At 71.8% G+C, this 16875-nt stretch carries 13 protein-coding genes and 1 pseudogene; 4 read left to right on the top strand and 10 right to left on the bottom strand.

Features of this window, described 5'->3' with window-relative positions:
- Positions 1-102: 102 nt before the first annotated feature.
- On the bottom strand, positions 103-3495 hold the full coding sequence (locus FDA94_RS33560) for an AfsR/SARP family transcriptional regulator (protein WP_137251091.1): 3393 nt from the start codon (positions 3493-3495) through the stop codon (positions 103-105).
- Positions 3496-3535: 40 nt separating this feature from the next.
- Between FDA94_RS33560 and FDA94_RS33555 the strand changes: the two genes are divergently transcribed.
- On the top strand, positions 3536-4048 hold the full coding sequence (locus FDA94_RS33555) for a DUF402 domain-containing protein (RefSeq protein WP_246060291.1): 513 nt from the start codon (positions 3536-3538) through the stop codon (positions 4046-4048).
- On the opposite strand, the gene FDA94_RS40820 is transcribed toward FDA94_RS33555, so the two are convergent.
- The 4 genes and pseudogenes from FDA94_RS40820 to FDA94_RS33540 all read right to left on the bottom strand — a co-directional run bounded on the left by FDA94_RS40820 (position 4049) and on the right by FDA94_RS33540 (position 7004).
- Positions 4049-5551, bottom strand: coding sequence for an MFS transporter (locus FDA94_RS40820; protein ID WP_137251089.1), 1503 nt, complete (start codon positions 5549-5551; stop codon positions 4049-4051).
- A 20-nt stretch (positions 5552-5571) separates the two neighbouring features.
- A complete protein-coding gene (locus FDA94_RS40815) occupies positions 5572-6060 on the bottom strand; it encodes an RNA polymerase sigma factor (RefSeq protein ID WP_246060290.1) in 489 nt (162 codons plus the stop codon).
- A gap of 160 nt (positions 6061-6220) precedes the next feature.
- Positions 6221-6598: pseudogene (locus FDA94_RS41400) on the bottom strand (sigma factor); the annotation flags it as partial.
- 64 nt (positions 6599-6662) lie between these two features.
- Positions 6663-7004 (bottom strand): YciI family protein, encoded by a 342-nt coding sequence (locus tag FDA94_RS33540; RefSeq protein WP_137251088.1) that lies wholly within the window; start codon positions 7002-7004, stop codon positions 6663-6665.
- Positions 7005-7127: 123 nt separating this feature from the next.
- On the opposite strand from FDA94_RS33540, the gene FDA94_RS33535 reads away from it, so the two are divergent.
- From FDA94_RS33535 to FDA94_RS33525, 3 genes are read left to right on the top strand one after another with little or no spacing between them, the layout of a single operon-like run.
- Positions 7128-8531: an aldehyde dehydrogenase (NADP(+)) gene (locus tag FDA94_RS33535; protein ID WP_137251087.1), complete on the top strand. Its 1404-nt coding sequence runs from the start codon at positions 7128-7130 to the stop codon at positions 8529-8531.
- 14 nt (positions 8532-8545) lie between these two features.
- The gene (locus FDA94_RS33530) at positions 8546-9421 is read left to right on the top strand and encodes a hypothetical protein (protein ID WP_137251086.1); all 876 of its coding nucleotides are present in this window, start codon (positions 8546-8548) and stop codon (positions 9419-9421) included.
- A complete protein-coding gene (locus FDA94_RS33525; protein ID WP_137251085.1) occupies positions 9418-10392 on the top strand; it encodes a hypothetical protein in 975 nt (324 codons plus the stop codon). The genes FDA94_RS33530 and FDA94_RS33525 overlap by 4 nt, the downstream gene beginning before the upstream one ends.
- A 116-nt stretch (positions 10393-10508) precedes the next feature.
- On the opposite strand, the gene FDA94_RS33520 is transcribed toward FDA94_RS33525, so the two are convergent.
- The 5 genes from FDA94_RS33520 to FDA94_RS33500 all read right to left on the bottom strand — a co-directional run.
- Positions 10509-11756, bottom strand: coding sequence for a pectate lyase family protein (locus tag FDA94_RS33520; protein WP_137251084.1), 1248 nt, complete (start codon positions 11754-11756; stop codon positions 10509-10511).
- A gap of 129 nt (positions 11757-11885) precedes the next feature.
- Positions 11886-13175: an ABC transporter substrate-binding protein gene (locus FDA94_RS33515; RefSeq protein ID WP_137251083.1), complete on the bottom strand. Its 1290-nt coding sequence runs from the start codon at positions 13173-13175 to the stop codon at positions 11886-11888.
- Positions 13176-13180: 5 nt separating this feature from the next.
- On the bottom strand, positions 13181-15145 hold the full coding sequence (locus FDA94_RS41395) for a DUF6807 family protein (RefSeq protein ID WP_137251082.1): 1965 nt from the start codon (positions 15143-15145) through the stop codon (positions 13181-13183).
- Positions 15142-16257, bottom strand: a complete 1116-nt coding sequence (locus FDA94_RS33505; RefSeq protein WP_137251081.1) for a mandelate racemase/muconate lactonizing enzyme family protein — start codon at positions 16255-16257, stop codon at positions 15142-15144. Before FDA94_RS33505 ends, FDA94_RS41395 begins: the two co-directional genes overlap by 4 nt.
- Positions 16254-16875: dihydrodipicolinate synthase family protein (locus tag FDA94_RS33500; protein ID WP_137251080.1), on the bottom strand; the 622-nt coding region annotated here is incomplete at its 5' end. The genes FDA94_RS33505 and FDA94_RS33500, both read right to left, overlap by 4 nt.

The raw sequence follows: 16875 nt of genomic DNA, 5'->3' as shown, positions 1-16875 counted from the left end.
GCGGCTGACCACTTGCTGACGCCGCTGACGGATCGATGACGGATCGCTGACGGGGGCCTGACGCTCGGCCTGGTGGATGTGCGCCGGTTCAGCGCTGAAGGTTCAGGCTGGTGGGGTGAGTTCCAGGACGACCGGGATGAGGCGGTCCTTCGGCATGTCCAGGCCTCTCGCGTGGGCGATCTCGTAGCTCGCCTCGCCCAGGATGGCGCGGCAGCGGGAGGCCAGTCTCAGCGGGTCGGGTTCGTCGCTCGGGAGGCCCTCGCGCAGGGCGGTGCTGATGCCGAGGAGGGCCGCCGCGCCCGCCGGGTCGTCGCGGAGGAGGAGGGCGCCGGCCAGGCCCTCGGTCACTCGTGCGGCTTGGAGGCGGTTGCGCTGGACGTACACCGAGGAGAGGGCCAGGCGGTGGTGGTGTTCGGCGCGGTCGGGGTCGCCTTGCGCGTAGGCGATCCAGCCCAGGGTCAGGTTGGCGGCCACGCGGATCTCGTCGAGGCTGAACCAGTCGCCGCCGCTCTGGGTCAGGTCGATGAGGACCTGTTCGGTCATCTCCCGTGCCTCGGTGAGGGATCCGTGGAGGCGGGCCAGGTCGGCCAGGCCTATGCGGGCGCGGCCGATGAGTTCGATCGCGCCCGCGTGGCGGGCCAGTTCGGCGGCGCGGGAGAAGTCGGCGCGGGCGCTGCCGAGCATGGCGGGGGCCGCCGCGCCTGATCGTTCCGACAGGACCAGGGTGTTCTGGGCGCGGCGGCAGAGCAGGTCGGCGATGTCGACGGTGGTGCCCAGGGTCTGGACGAGCTCCAGGGCCTGGTTGATGAGGTCGAGGGACTCCTCGCGGCGGCAGGTCCATTCGGCGATGTCGGCCAGGCCGGTGAGGCCCATCGCCATGCCCCAGCGGTCGCCGATCTCGGTGAATCCGGCCAGCGACGGGAGCAGGTGTTCCTCCGCCCGCGCGGGCTTGCCCTCGAAGAGGGCCAGCAGGCCCCAGCCGAACTGGGACAGGGCGCGGGTCCACGCGTCGAGGTCGTGAGTGGCCTGGACGGCGATCAGTTCCTCGGCCAGGGCCGGGTCGGGCGGGCCGACGGCCTGCGACCAGAGCACCCAGAGAAGGGGTTGGCGGTGGGGGGCGCGGAAGCCGTCCATCCAGGTGGCGACGCGTTCGATCGTGGGGCGGAGTTCGGGGGTGGGGCCGCCGCCGACGATGGCGCTCAGCACACAGAGGGCGAACTCCTCCGACATCTCCGGGTCGGGGCCGAGGCGGGCCAGGAGTTCGCGGGCGCACGTGTCCGACTCGCTGCGCAGGCCGCGCAGCCACCAGAAGCCGGTCATGCCCGAGAAGAGCCGCAGGGCGTCGTCGGTTCCGGCGTGGCGGAAGGCGGCGAGCAGGTTCTCGTGGTCGGCGTCCATGCGGCGCAGCCAGTCGAGCTGGTCGCCGGTGCGCAGATGCGGGTCGGCGAGGTTGGCGAAGTCGCGGAAGTAGGTCACGTGGGCTTGGCGGAGGCGCTCCTCCTCGCCCGCTTCGGCGAGCTGTTCGGCGCAGAACGCGCGGATGGTGTCGAGCATCCGGTAGTGGGTCCCGGCGACCTCGATGAGGGATTTGTCGGCCAGGCCGGCGAGCAGGTCCAGTACGTCGTGCGGGGGCAGGCCGCAGACCTCCTGCGCCGCCTTCAGCGTCGCGCCGCCGCGGAAGACGGTCAGGCGGCGGGCGAGGGTCCGCTCGTCGTCGTCGAGCAGGTCCCAGCTCCAGGCGATCACGGCGCGCAGGGTGCGGTGTCTCGGTTCTGCCGTACGGCTTCCGCGCGCGAGCACGGCGAACGGGTCGGTCGCGTCGGCGATGTCGGTCACCGGGAGCGTGCGGACCCTGGCTGCGGCGAGTTCGATGGCCAGCGGCAGCCCGTCGAGGGCGCGGCAGATCCTGACCACGGCGTCGAGCTCGCCGGCGTGGGCCGATTCCCAGAATCCGGGTTTCACGGCGGCGGCGCGGTCGGCGAAGAGGCGTACAGAAGGGTAGGAAAGGGCGTCGGCGGGGTCGATGCCCGACGGCGGGAGGGCCAGCGGCGGGATCGGGCGCAGGCGTTCGCCGGTGATGCCGAGGGGCTCGCGGCTGGTGGCCAGGATCCGCAGCCCCGGGCAGGCGGCCAGGAGGCGATCGGCGAAGGTGGCGGCGGCCTCGACGAGGTGTTCGCAGTTGTCCAGGACGATGAGCATCGGACGGTCGCCGATCCCGGCCACGATGCGGCCGAACGGATCGGTGACCGGCTGCGCGCCCTGCTTGAGCAGGCGGCCCTCCCGGAGCCCGAGCGTGCTGAGCACGGCCTGCGGAACCTCGGTGCCGTCTGCCAAAGGGGAGAGCTCGACGAAGTAGACGGGCGTGTCGACGTGGGCGCAGGCCTCGGCGGACAGCCGCGTCTTGCCGGTGCCGCCAGGGCCGGTCAGGGTGACCAGGCGGGCGGTGGAGATCAGCTCCCGGATGGCGGCGAGTTCGGCATCCCGGCCGACGAGATCGGTGAGCAGGGTAGGGACGCCGACCCGCTCGGGCTTTTCGGTGGTGGTGTCGTGCAATTTCGGGCTGGGCGGTGATGCGGCGGGATCGCCGACTGTCTGGCCGGCCGCAAATTCCCCGGGAGGCACCTGCTCGGGCAGGCCCGAGACCAGCCCGGATTCAGGCGAGGCCGGGCCGGACGGCTCAGGGTAGGGCCGAGCCGGGTGAGGTGGTGCTGGCTGGGGTGACGTCAGGCCATTGGGTAGCTCGTCGGATCGGGCCCGATCTTGGTGGACCGGGTGAGCCGGCGGCGCATGGGAGCTTTCGCCGCGTAGTACCGCCATGTATGCGGCCGTCAGTACCGCCGATGGTCGGGTGCCGAGTTCCTCGTCGAGGAGGCGTCGGGCCTCTTCGTAAGCCGTCAGTGCCTCGGCCGGACGGCCCAGGGCGGCCAGGACTCTGATGTGGCGGGACCGCAGGCCCTCGTTGAGGGGATGGCGGGTGATCATCTCGGGGAGGCCGGGGATGGGGCCGGTGCCGGTGAGGAGGGGAGAGATCGGGTCGTGGTTTTTCAGGACCGTGTCGACCATCGCGAGGAAAGTCGTCAGGTGGAGTTCGGTCAGGCGGGCGGCCGCGGCTCCCAGGGTGTCGGGGAGGCCGTCCAGGGCGGGGCCGCGCCACAGGCTCAGCGCTTCGGTGAGATGGCCCGTCGCGGCCAGGCGTTCGAAGCGGTGGGCGTCGACGTCCGCCGGGGCGGCGTCGAGGCGGTAGCCCGCCGGGGTGTGGGTGATGTGCCCGCCCAGGGCCGTTCGCAGGCGGCTGACCTGGGCCTGGAGGGCGTTCACCGCTCCTGCGGGGGGAGTGGTGCCGTAGAGGATGTCGATCAAGCGCGAGGTGGTGACGACCTGGCCGGCGTCGAGAACCAGGGCGGCCAGGAGGGTGCGTCCGCGGGGGCCGGTGAGCTCGACTTGGGTGCCGTCGTCGCGGCGTACGTCGAGGGGGCCCAGAATGGCGAAACGCATACCTCTGATTCTGGCCCACCTTCGGTTAAGGTCGGATGGCGTGACGGATCTGGCGATCGTTTACCGCAAATACGACGGCTCCCTCCACTGGAACTTTCCCGGTGTCCTCCTCGGTGAGGACGAGCACGGCGTCTGGACCGGCCACCGGAAGGGGATCCTGGGCCGCAAGGGCGACGAACCGAAGTTCGTCTACGAGTTCCCGTTCGTGATGCTGTTCCCCCGCGACGCCTGGTGGGTGGCTTCGTTCAACGCCCATCCGCACGAAACGGCCGTCTACGTCGACGTCACCACGGTCCCGGTCGTCTCCGACACCGAGATCACCATGATCGACCTCGATCTCGACGTGATCCGCAAGACCGACGGGCGGATCTTCCTCGACGACGCCGACGAGTTCGAGGAGCACCGGGAACTCTACGGCTATCCGCAGGAGGTCATCGAGCAGTCGGTCAGGGCCGCGAAATGGCTGATGGGCGCGGTGACCGAGCGGCGGGAGCCGTTCGGGCGCGTCCATCAGGGGTGGCTCGACGAACTGGAGGGCCTGGTCGCGAGCTGATCAGGCGGAGACCAGGTCGCGCTCCTGCCCGGCGGACTCCTCCTTGATGACCGGGACGGTCCGGAAGGCCACCCAGACCAGCAGGGCCAGGGCGGCGAAGACGACCGTTCCCACCGTGGCCACCGCCACCAGGCCCGAGGTGAAGGCGATCTTGGCGGCGTCCATGAGCTGCTCGCCCGCCTGGCCGCCGATGCGCTTTGCGGCGGCGGCCGCCTCGGTGATGCCCTGGCGGGCGGTCTCGTCGGTTCCGGTGAAGGACGAACGGTAGACGTAGGTCGCCAGGCTGCCCAGGGTGGCGATGCCCATGGCGATGCCGAACTCGCCGCCGGTCTCCGACAGGGACGCGGCCGAGCCGGCCTTCTCCGGCGGGGTGGAGGCCATGATGAGGTTCATCGTGAGGGCCATCGTCGGGGCGATGCCGATCCCGGCCAGGGTCAGGCCGATGACCACGGTCGCCACACTGGTCTGGGTCTGGACGAACATCCCGGCCGCCGCGACGACCAGGCCGGCGGTCATCAGCACAGCGGGCTGGATCCGGGCCGCCAGGCGGGGGGCGAGCATCAGGCCGGCGGCCATCGCGACGGCCTGTGGGATCATCCACAGGCCCGCTTCCAGCGGGGACAGACCGGCCACGCTCTGCAGGTAGAGGGTGGTGACCAAGGTGATCCCGGCCATCACCACGCCCAGCGTGAGCGAGGTGCCCAGCGCGCTGCCGAACGAGCGGTTCCGGAACAGCTTCAGGTCGAGCAGCGGGCTGGTGAGGCGGCCCTGGCGGCGTACGAAACCGAACCCCGCGAGGAGCCCCACGGCGACGGCGGCGAAGGCGGTCATGCCCACGGCGCCCCGGGCGATCTCCTTCAGGCCGTAGATGACCGGCAGGATCGCGGCCAGCGAGAGGGCGACGCTGGTCAGGTCGAGGCGGCCGGCCTCCGGGTCGCGGAACTCGGGCAGCAGCGCCGGGCCGACGACCAGCAGCACGACCATGACCGGCACGCCGAGCAGGAACGCAGAACCCCACCAGAAGTGGTCGAGCAGGGCGCCGCCGACCAGCGGGCCGAGGGTCATGCCGCCCATGAAGCAGGAGAACCAGAGGCCGATCGCGGCGGCCATCTCCTTCGGGTCGCGGAACATGTTCCTGATCAGCGCCAGCGTCGACGGCATCAGCGTCGCCCCGGCCACGCCGAGCAGCGCGCGGGCGGCGATGAGCATCTCGGGGCTGGTGGCGTAGGCGGCCGCCACCGAGCAGAGCCCGAAGGCCGCCTCGCCGATCAGCAGGAGTCTGCGGCGGCCGATCCGGTCGCCCAGCGTGCCCATGGTGACCAGGAAGCCGGCCAGCATGAACGAGTAGATGTCCAGGATCCAGAGCTGCTCGGTGCCGGTGACGCCGAGGTCGCGGCTGAGGTGGGGGAGGGCCAGGTAGAGCACGCTGACGTCCAGGGACAGCAGCAGGGTGGGCAGGGCCAGGACCATGAGCCCGAGCCATTCGCGCCGGGTCGCCTTCATCGGAGGTCTCCTTCGTTCGTCTAACCTCCCGACGAGCGGTCTCCGGCCGAATCGACAACTTCGGCGAGACGATTTTCGAGGAATTCCTTTTCGGCCCCGTTGTCGGCCAGCGCGATGGCGGCGCGGTAGGCGCCGGCGGCCTCCTCGTGGCGCTTCAGGCGGCGCAGCAGGTCGGCCCGGACCGCCGGAAGGTAGTGATATCCGGCCAGCCGTTCGTCGGTGGCCAGCAGGTCGACCTCCTCCAGCGCCGCCGCGGGGCCGTCGACCATGGCGACCGCCACCGCGCGGTTGAGCGCCACGACGGGTGAGGGCCACATCTTCAGCAGGACGTCGTACAGCGCGACGATCTGCTTCCAGTCGGTGTCGGCGACGGCGTGCAGCGAGGCGATGGCCGCTTGCAGCGCGTAGCGGCCGACCCGGCCGGTCCGGAAGGCCGCCACGGCCAGGTCGCGGCCCTCGGCGATGGCCCCTCGGTCCCAGAGCGAGCGGTCCTGGTCTTCGAGGAGCACCAGCCGCCCCTGCGCGTCGGTGCGCGAGGCGCGGCACCGCGTCGAGGCGTTCGGGCAGGTCGGCGGCGGCCGGCACCCGATAGGGGATCCGGGCCGCGGTGATCTTCTTCTTGGCCCGGGTGAGCCGGGCGGCCATGGTCGGCTCGGAGACCAGGAAGGCGCGTGCGATGTCGGGCGTGGTCACGCCGCAGACCAGGCGCAGCGTCAGCGCCACCTGCGCCTCGCGGGCTAGCGCCGGGTGGCAGCAGGTGAAGACCAGCCGGAGCCGGTCGTCCGGGATCTCGTCGTCGTCGGTGGTCGGGTGCATCTCGGCACCGCCTGGGTCAGGCTCGACGAGCAGGGGCATCTTGGCGCGGAAGACCTTGTTCCGGCGCAGCAGGTCGAGCGCCTTGCGCCGGGCCGTCTGGGTCAGCCAGGCGCCCGGTTTGCGGGGGACGCCGTCGCGGGCCCAGGCGTCGAGGGCGGCGAGGTAGGCGTCCTGGACGCATTCCTCGGCGAGGTCGAAATCACCGGTGACGCGCGCCGTCGCGGCGAGCACGAAGGCCCACTCGTGACGGTGCGCGTCGGCGACGGCCTGCTCGGTCTCGTTCACTCGGTCTCGTTCACTCGGTGAAGGCGTCGAACAGGGGGCGGACTTCCACCCCGCCGTCGAGGCACGCCGGGTTGAGCCTGGCGATGGCCAGGGCGACGTCCAGATCGGGGGCCTCCAGGACGAAGAAGCCGGCCACGACCTCCTTCGCCTCGGTGAAAGGGCCGTCGGTGATGACGTCGCCCCGGATCGAGGTGGCGGTGGTGCTGGGTTGCAGGGCGAAGCCCGCGACGATGGCGCCGCCGAGCTCGGTCACCTGTGCGGGGTAGCGTTCGAGCAGCGCCAGGTAGTCGGGCGTCAGGTCCATCGGGTCGGCCGGGGCGGGCGAGTGGATGATGACCGCGTACTGGGGCATTTCTTGTCTCCTCGGTTCGGTTCTCCGTGCTTCTGCCTACCCGACGACCAGGGTCCGGCGGAATCGACGACCAGCCGGGAAGATCTTTCTAAAAATGTCATATATTACCAAGCGGAGGTCTCGATGATCAATGAAGCTGCCCGCGCCGGCGAGGTCTGGCGCACCCGCCCCGCCGCCGAGCGCGCCGAGGTGCTCGACCGCGTCGCCGACGCGCTGCTGGTCGCCGAAGAGGAGTTGTGGCCGGTCGCGCGGGACGAGACGGCTCTGCCGGAGGCCCGGCTGCGCGGCGAGATCACCCGGTCGGCGGTTCAGTTCCGGCTGTTCGCCGACGTGCTGCGCGACGGCGGGCACGTCGAGGCGATCATCGACCACGCCGACGCGTCGGCGACCCCGCCCAAGCCCGACGTGCGGCGGATGTTCCAGCCGGTGCCGGGCGTGGTCGGGGTGTTCGCCGCCTCCAACTTCCCGTTCGCGTTCTCGGTCGCGGGCGGCGACGTGGCCTCGGCCCTCGCCGCCGGATGCGCGGTCGTGGTGAAGGCCCACCCGGGACACCCGGCGCTGTCGCGCCGCGTCGCCGAGGTGATCAAGAGCGCGCTGCCCGACCCCGACCTGCTGGGCCTGGTCGAGGGGCTGGAGGCGGGGCGCGAGCTCGTCCGGCACCCGCTGGTGTCGGCGGTCGGGTTCACCGGGTCGCTGCGCGGCGGGAAGGCGATCCAGGCGCTCATCAACGAGCGGCCCGACCCGATCCCGTTCTACGGCGAGCTCGGCAGCGTCAACCCGGTCGTCGTGCTGCCGTCCGCTCTCGCCGATCCGGTACGGCTCGCCGAAGGCTTCGCCGCCTCTCTCACGCTGGGGGTCGGGCAGTTCTGCACCAACCCCGGCCTGCTGTTCGTGCCCGACGACGCCGAGCTGCTGAAGGCCATCACCGCCGCCGTGGCCGCGACGACCGGCGGCGCGATGCTGACGCCCGCCATCCGGGAGGGCTTCGAGACCGGCGCGTCGTCGCTCGACGGGAGGCTGACCGAGCTGGCCCGGGGGCTGGCCGGGCCGATCGAGGGGGCCGTCGCGCCGCGCGTCTACACCGCCGACCTGACCACCTTCTCCATGGGCCTGCCGGAGCTGGCCGAGGAGTGCTTCGGGCCGTCGGCGATCGTGGTGACGTACCAGGAGATCTCCGACCTGCCCGAGGTGCTCCGCAACCTGCCCGGGTCGCTGACCGCGACCGTCCACTCGGCCGATCCGGTCGAGGCGGCGCCGCTGGTGCCGGATCTGGCGCGGCTGGCCGGGCGGGTGATCTGGAACGGGTGGCCGACCGGCGTCGCGGTGACGTGGGCGATGCACCACGGCGGGCCGTGGCCGGCCAGCACCACCCCGATGCACACCTCGGTGGGCGCGACGGCGATCCGCCGCTGGCAGACCCCGGTCGCCTACCAGGACCTGCCCGACGCGCTGCTCCCCGCCGAGCTGCGGGAGGACAACCCGCTGGGGATCCCGCGCCGGGTCGACGGGGTTGTGTCGGTGGCGTAGGGCATGCTGCGCGGGTGACGCTGTTACGCCGTCTGCGCACCGACCTCTACGTGCAGTACGGGCTCATCTGCCTCTACGGCTCCAACCGGTTGGAGATCCGCGCCGATGAGCCCGACTACCACCTGAACGCCACCTTCCACCTGGAGGCGTGGGACGCCGAACCGCCGCCTCCCGAAGGCTGCTGGACCCTGGTCGAAGAGGGGAATCTGACGGCCGAGACGGGGGTCGTCCAGGTCGGCGTCTTCGAGGACAGCGGCCCCGATTTCCTGATCGGGCCGCCCTGGTTCGAATACGGCCTGTCCGTCCACCTCGGCGACCCCGACATCACGCAGTGGCTGCTGCGCTTCTGGCCGCTGCGCGACGTCTTCGACCCCGTCGTCCACGCACGGCCGCGCGAGACCGACGCGCTGCCGCCGCCTGAGCCCCGGCCGGCGAACGTCCCGGTCACCACGGCCGGGCAGTGGGCGGCCATGCGGCCGAACCGCCACGTCGACTGGCCGGCCACGCAGCCCGAGATCACGTCGGTCTACGACATGATCCGCCTGCAGGCGGTGCCCGTCGACAGGGTCGCGGTGACGTTGAACCCCGACCGCGCGAACACCTTCCATCTGGGCTCCGACGCGCTGCACTCGGGCAGTCCGGGCGGCAGCCATCGGGTGTGGCGCTGGGAGTGGGAGACCGCCGACGGGGTCCCGGAAGACGGGAACCTGCGGGTGGGCCGCATCGTGCACGCGCGCGACACCACCGCCCGCCGCGTCTTCGTCTCGGGCATCGTGACGGTCCTCGCCGGAACGGGCCCCTACACGGTCCGCGACGCCCAACCCCACGAGGCGGCGCGGGTCCTCTGCGCCGAGGAGGTCTGGCACCCTCGCGAACGGACAGGCGAATGAGCCGCACCACACCGCCCCGTCCGGTGGATCTGCTCGCGCTCTTCCCCGAACTGGCCGCTCACGTCCGCACGACCACACGGCTGCACCCCCGTCCCGGGGCGCCGGAGCCGACGGGCAGCTCCGTGGGCGGGCCCCTCCTGTGGCCGGCCGACGAGGAATGGCCGATCTGCCGGGAGGATCACGATGTGCACGACGCCCGGCGTCCCGACGACGCGCGGTTGCGGCGGCGCGTCCTCTCGGCGGCGTCGAGCCGGACACCGCGCGGAGAGAGGGTGCGGTTCACCGAGCGGGAACGGGCCGACCTGGCCCGCGCCGACCGGGAGATCGTCCTCGGTGTCGAGCTCCCGCCGCTTCCGATGATGGCCGTCGCTCAGTTGTTCGCGCGCGACGTGCCCGACCTTGCCTGTCCCGACGGCGCCGATCTGCTGCAGGTGCTGTGGTGCCCGTTCGACCACCTGGGAGGTGTTCCCGCCGTCGTCCTGCGGTGGCGGCGGGCCGCCGACGTCGTCGACGTCCTGGCCGACCAGCCCGAGCCGCCGGTGATGGAGTCCGACTACTACCTGCCCGAGCCGTGTGTGCTGCACCCCGAGCGGGTGGTCGAGTACGAATACCTGACGCTGCTCCCCGAGAAGCTGGAGCGACGCATCCGGGAGTGGGAGGAGTCGGCCGGGCACAGCTACGATCACCTGTCGATCGCCGCCGGGTGGAAGGCCGGGGGATGGCCGTGGTGGACCATCACCGACCCCTATCCCATGACCTGCGAATGCGGCGAGGACATGCGGCTCCTCCTCACCGTCGCCAGCTCCGAATGGTACGGCGACGACGTCTGGCGGCCGATCGAGGACGATCCGGCGCTGGGCGTCGCGAAGGCGTCGAGGCCCACGATGATCACGATCGGGCGCGGCTACAGTCTCTGGATCTTCATCTGTCCCCGGTCGTACGACCACCCGCACGCGCTGAGCATGCAGTGACGTCCTGGTGGCGGTTCCACGCCTCCCGCAAGTCGAGGCGTGGAACCGCCGGTCAGAGCTCCCGGCCGGGTTGGACCTTGCAGAACCGCGGCCTGGCGTCCCGGTGGCCCGGTGCGTCAGGTGATCTCGCCGGCGCCCGCGTGTCTCGACACGTCCTTGTGCACCTCCGCCGCCGGGTCGACGCCCGTGTGCAGGGTGGGGGTCCAGCCCGCGTCGGCGCCCAGGTCCGGGTCGTTGGCCGCGTTGTACGCGGTGATCGGGTCGAACGGGGTGACCGTGCCGCCGACCCGCAGCAGGTCGCCCCTGGCCGTCAGCGCGGTGCCGCCCCAGTTGTAGAGGATCTTCGCCGGGTCGACGCCGCGGCCCAGGCGGTAGAAGTTGTTCTCGCTGTAGATCTGCGACTGCACGCCGACGCCGAGGGCGTAGACGAAGGACGCCGGGTCGTACACCTCGTAGTAGTTGTTGTAGACGTGCACCTGGCCGAACCTGACCCGGGGCAGCCGCTGCAGGGTGTTCTCGAAGTGGTTGTGGTGGACGGTGACCCGGAGTTTCCCGAGGTCCTGTGACGGGTTGTTGGTCGAGCCGATCAGCATCGTCTTGTCGTGGCCGGTGAAGCGGTTCCACGACGCGGTCACGAGGTCGCTGCCGTTGGTGATGTCGAGCTGGCCGTCGTGCACCTGCCAGGGGCGGCCGAAGTAGACCGGCTGCGCGCTGTCGGGGTTGGCGCCGTCGGTGAAGGTGTTGTGGTCGACCCACACGTGGGTCGAGCCGGTCAGCGAGATGTTGTCGTAGAGGGAGTTCCAGTTGCCCTCGGCGCCGTCGAGCGGGTCCCACTGGGGGAAGCAGTCGTGGGCGTCCTCGAACGTGAGGTTGCGGATGATCACGTTGTCGGCCTTGTCGACGTGCAGGTTGACTCCCTTGATGCGGGCGTGCTTCCCCTCGCCGACGATCGTGGTGTTCGAGCCGACCTTGAGCTTGATGTGGGCGGTCTGCCGGGCGGCCGAGGCCGCGCGGGCGTCCTCCAACGGCCCGGACGGGTCGACGCGGCCCCACGTCGCGGGGTCGTAGGCCTGGAGGTAGGCGGCCAGCGAGTAGCCGCCGGTCGCGTAGGAGGAACAGGGCAGGTTGCCGTCGATGACGCCCCTGACCTTGATGATCTTCGGGCCGGGCGCCGCGAGGGCGTTCACGAGCTGGTCGCGGGTCGAGACGGTGTGGACGTTCGCGGCGGGCGCCGCCGAACCGCCGGTGGTGCCGGAGCTGTGGGAGCCCCAGCCGTCCCCGGGTCCCAGCGTCTGCCGGCCCGGATCGGTGCCGGGGCCGGCCAGCGCGCCGACCGTCAGGGCGAAAACGAGCATGCTGCGCATAGAGAGGTCTCCTGAGAAAGCGGACGGCCGAAGGCCGGCTGTGGCCCGCGTGGGGGAAGCTGCCGTGAAGACAGGGGCCCGTACGGCTCCCGCCAGGTCAGGAGGCGGGAGACGTACGGGAGAACGGGGTCAGCCGCCGTTGCGCTGCTTCCACTTGGCCTGGGCCTCGGTCAGCGCGGTCGCCATGCCGTTGAGGAACTCCTTGGCCGAGAGCTCCCCGAGGAGGACCTTCTGGAAGTTCGGCTCGGCGTCGGTCTTGGTGATCGCGTTGAACTCCGGCAGGTGGTAGGGCATCTGCACGACCGCCGTGGCCGGGTCGTTCAGCACGTCCAGAGCCGCCGAGACGTGCTGGCGTTCCTTGATCCACGGTTCGGAGTTCACCTCGGTGTTGGCGGGCAGCACGCCCGTTTTGTCGGCCCAGTAGCTGTTCATCGCCTTGCCGGCCGCGAAGGTGGCGAACGCCAGCGCGGCGTCCTTCTTCTCGCCGCTCGCGAACAGCCCGATCCCGGCGATCGGGTTCGACAGCACCGCACGGGGGGCGCCGTCGGCCGGGCGGAAGACGGGCAGCGCGGCGACCTTGTCGGCGCCGAGCGTCTTCACGTGGTCGTTGTAGGACCCCAGGTTGTGCTGCATGACCGCGATGGAGCCGCCGTCGAACTGGGCGACCATCTTGGCGTAGTCGTTGGTCGCGTCGGCCTCGGGCGTGTTGGTCTTGAAGAGCCCCGCGAGCTTCTCCAGGGCCTCGACGTTGCGGGGGTCGTTCACGGTCGAGACGCCGCTCGCGTCGAACATCTGGGGGATGCCCGACTGGCCGTACATGACCTCCAAGGCCTGGGCGATCGAGCCCGCGCCGCCGCGGATGGTGAAGCCGTAGCGGTTCTGGCCCTTGTCGGTGAGCGCGCCGACCGCGTCGAAGAACTGGGCCCACGTCTCGGGCGGGGTGACGCCCTTCTCCTTGAACCAGTCGGTGCGGTACCAGAAGACGCCCATGTTGGTGGACATCGGCACCATGTACGTCTTCCCGTCGGGCACCGTCGACTTGACCGAGTTCACCACCTGCTCGTTCAGGGGCAGGCCGGTCAGGTCGACCGGGTCGAGCGCCTTCTGCGCCACCAGGTTGGCCAGCATCGCCGTCGAGACGCCGCCCACGTCGGGCAGGCCGCCGCCGGCGATGGCGGTGTCGTACTTCTGCTGGACCTGGGCGATGGGGATGCCCACGTACTCGACCTTGATCTTCGGGTTGGCCTTCTGGAACTCGGCGATGATGTGCTGCCACACCGGCGTGCGGGCGGGGCCGCCGTTGTCGTCCCAGAAGGTGATGGTGGTCGTGCCGTCGCCGGACGGGGCGGGGTCGCCGCCGCATCCGGTCATGGTCAGACCGGCGCCTATCAACAGGGCACACAGCAGGCGTCTGGCCATCGTGTCTACCTTTCTCGTTGGATGTCCCCGATGTCTGTGACCAGAGCGGCGGCCTCGGCTGGGGTGAGGCGGCCGTCGGCGATGATGGTGACGATCCGGCGGGTCAGCCCGCGCTCGACGACGAGCGGGGTCTCCCAGGCCAGCGCCGGTCCGGCGCCCGGATACTCGTCGATGCGCACGAACCACGGGTCGGCGTCCTGGACGAAGACCAGCGTCCAGTCGTCGGCCGACATCGCCAGCCAGGGCGCGCGGCTGCCGTGCGGCTCGTCGCCCCACGCGGTGAACGCCGCCCGGTCGGCCGACGCGCCGGGGGCCCGCCAGAAGAAGCCGCCGTAACCGGCGCCGGCGCGGCCCTTGGTGGCCGAACTCTCGATCGTGAGCGGCTCGCGGGTGAGGTTGGTGAGCGTGAACTCCACGTCGAGGGCCCAGCCCCGGCTCAGCGGGCGGGCGGTGACCCGGCGGTTCTCCTCGATGAGGTCGAGGCCGTCGACGCCCGTCCAGCGCAGGGTCTCGGTGAAGGCGTGCTCGTCGCGGCGGGTGAAGGCGACGTGGTTCTGCACGCCGTGGTTGTTCAGCCAGGTCGGGCCGCGGCCCCGGACGTAGGTCCGGCCGCCCCAGAAGTTGCGGCCGGAGACGTCGGCGACCGCGATCGAGGCCCCCAGGTGGTGGACGTGGTCGGCCGGGTTGACCTCGGTCACCGGGACACCCCGCAGCGTCCGCACCGGATGCAGGTAGGGGCGGGGCGAGAGCGTGGTGGCCAGTTCGGGCCGCCAGTTGTACTCGGCGACCGCCTGCCCGGCCACCTTCAGCACCGCGCGCGGGGCCGCCCAGGGCACGTCGAGCTCGGAGAACAGCGCCAGGTGCTCGGCGCTGCGCGCGGTCAGGTTGGCGACGCCGGGGATGGTGCGGCGGACCACGACGCCGTTCTCGTGCTCGATCTCCTGGTGGGCGTCGGGGATCGGCAGCGGGTCGGGCGCGAGCCGGATCTCCTCCAGCACCCGCATGAACGCGCCCGTCCGGTGCAGCGGCACCAGCAGCGGCCCGCCGTCGCGGACGTGGGAGACCAGGTTCTCCAGCAGGTCGGCGCGGGCGTAGGTGGTGGTGGACACGCCGCGCGCCCGGCTCTCCACCCGCACCCGGTCGAGGGTGTACGTCAGCGTGATCCGCCCCTCGGTGCCGTGCACGGTCACGTAGGGCTCGTGCCTGCGGTCGGCCGTGAGGGTCACCGCGATCGTGATCGGCGGCCCGTCCGACAGGCGGATGCGCAGGCAGGAGGTGTCGTCGGCCTCGATCGGGTTGGCGTGGAAGAGCTCCGCGTCGATGTCGGCGACGTCGTCGGCCGCGCCCTTCCCGGCCACCGCCAGGGCGGTCGCGACGGCGTGCGCGAACGGGTTGGTGAGGGCGCCGTCCATGACGTCGACCCGCCCGGCGCGGCGTCTGCCCGCCCACGCCGAGCGGGTGAAGTAGGCCGAGGGGCGCTCCCAGGCGCCGGCGACGCCGATGCCACGCACCCGGCCGATGACGCCCTCGGCGACCAGGCGGCGGATCGCGGGTATCGCCGCCGAGCCGAGGCTCTGGAACCCCACCTGACAGGCCAGGCCGGTTCTCTGTACGGCCGCCTCGATCTCGTGGAACCCGGCCAGGGTCGAGGCGGGCGGCTTCTCCAGCAGCAGGTGCGACCCCGCCTCCAGCGCGCGGATCGCCAGGTCACGGTGGGTCTGGATGGGCGTGACCAGGATGGTCACCTCGGCGCCGGTCCGCTCGATCAGCCGCCCCAGGTCGGTCGACTGCTCGGGGCTGCCGAGCCCGCGCAGCAGGCCGGGCTCGATCTCCCGTACGTCGCAGACGCCCGCCAGCCGGACCAGCCCGCCGTCGGTGAGGCGCCGCAGGTTCTCCAGGTGCCACCAGCCGTGGCCGTAGGCCCCGGCCAGGACCACCGGGACGGTGCGCGTGGTGGTGCCGTTCATCATCGGCCCTCCAGGGGAAGCGAGACGCGGACGGCCGGAGGCCGGCTGTGGCTCGCGCGAGGAATCTGCCTCAAAGACGCGAAACGCAGGCCATGACCTAAGTGGGCGCCGACCCGGGCCCCGCCGGGGCCCAGTTCGACCGGCGGCGGCCCGTCGAGGAGACCGAGCGCGGCCAGGGAGGCGTCCTCGACGTCCTCGACCATGCACGGCAGCGGGAGCGCCAGCGCGAGCTGCGCGGACAGGTCCGGCAGCAGGTGGGGGAAGGTGGGCACGCCCTGGATCCGGGCGAGTTCGGCGATCCGCAGCAGCGGGGTGATCCCGCCGACCCTGACGACGTTGGGCTGGACGACGTCGACCGCGTCGAGCAGGCGGCGGAAGTCGTGGATCGTGTACAGGCTCTCGCCGGCGGCGATCGGGACGTCCACCGACGCGCGCAGCCGCCGCAGCCCGTCGAGGTCGTCGGCCGGGAGCGGCTCCTCGACCCAGGTCAGCCCGAAGGGCTCCAGCTCCCGGATCATCGCGCGGGCCCGGAACAGGTCCCAGCGCTGGTTGGCGTCGACCATCAGCAGGGTGCCGGGCCCGAGGACCTCCCGGACGGCGGCCACCCGCTCGACGTCGTCGTCGCGGCCCACCTTGATCTTCACGGCGGGGTAGCCGATCCAGCGCCGGGCCTGCTCGACCAGCTCGTGGAGCGGGTAGTGCCGGTTCACCCCGCTCGCGTAGACCGGCACGGTGTCGCGCCGCCGCCCGATCGCGTCGGCGAGGCCGAGGCCGCCGGCGGAGGCCCTGAGGTCCCACAGCGCGATGTCCACCGCCGCCATCGCCATGGTCGTGACGCCGCCGCCGCCCGCTTCGCGCAGGTGCCGCCACAGGTGGTCCCAGACCACCTCCGGGTGCGGCGGCAGCCCTTTCACGAACGCGGCGACGTCGTGGTCGAGCAGGGCGGCCACCGCGGCCGCCCCGATGGAAGGGGTCCAGGAGAATCCGGTGCCGGTCCGCCCGTCGTCGAGGACGAGCGTGCAGGCGATCACGTGGTGGTACGGCACGTCGGGCCCCCACGGCCGGGGCAGGTCCGCCCGCAGCGGGAGCGTGTGCAGGCCCGCGATCCGCGTCATGTCAGCTCAAGCCCGATCTTGATGAGGCGGTCGAGTTCGGCCAGGTCGCCCGGCGCGAGGTCGGCCAGCGGCGGCCGGACCGCCCCGGCGTCCAGCCCGCGCAGCCGTACCCCGGCCTTGACCAGCGAGACGGCGTACCCGGGGACCTTCGACCTGAGCTCCACGAGCGGCGCGTAGAACTCCCCGAGCAGCCGCTCGTTCCCCTGCCGGTACGCCACCGCGATCTCCGGCGCGAACGCGAACACGGCGGAGGAGTACAGGTCGACCCCGATCGCCCGGTAGGCCGGCATGGTCAGCTCGGCCGTCGGCAGCCCGTTGAAGAAGGTGAAGTCGCGCCCGTCCATGGCCCGGACGATCCGCTGCATCCGGTCGATGTCGCCGACCCCGTCCTTCAGCCCGACCACGCCGGGGATGTCGGCGAGTTCGAGCACCTCGCGGGGCGAGAGCACCAGGTGGTCGCGCGCGTAGAGGACGACCGGCACCCCTTCGGCCGCGACCGCCCGCACGTAGTCGGCGTATCGCGGGCCGCGGGCGGCGGGCGGCAGCAGCAGCACCCCGTCGGCCCCGGCCTCCCGCGCGGTGCGGGCGTGCCGGAGCGCCGACCCGAGCGGCCCGCCG

Origin of the sequence: Herbidospora galbida, assembly GCF_005233835.1 — a bacterium.
Taxonomy (GTDB): Bacteria; Actinomycetota; Actinomycetes; order Streptosporangiales; family Streptosporangiaceae; genus Herbidospora; species Herbidospora galbida.
The sequence above is the reverse complement of the archived record's forward strand: the minus strand, read 5'-3'. Positions and strand labels throughout refer to the sequence as shown.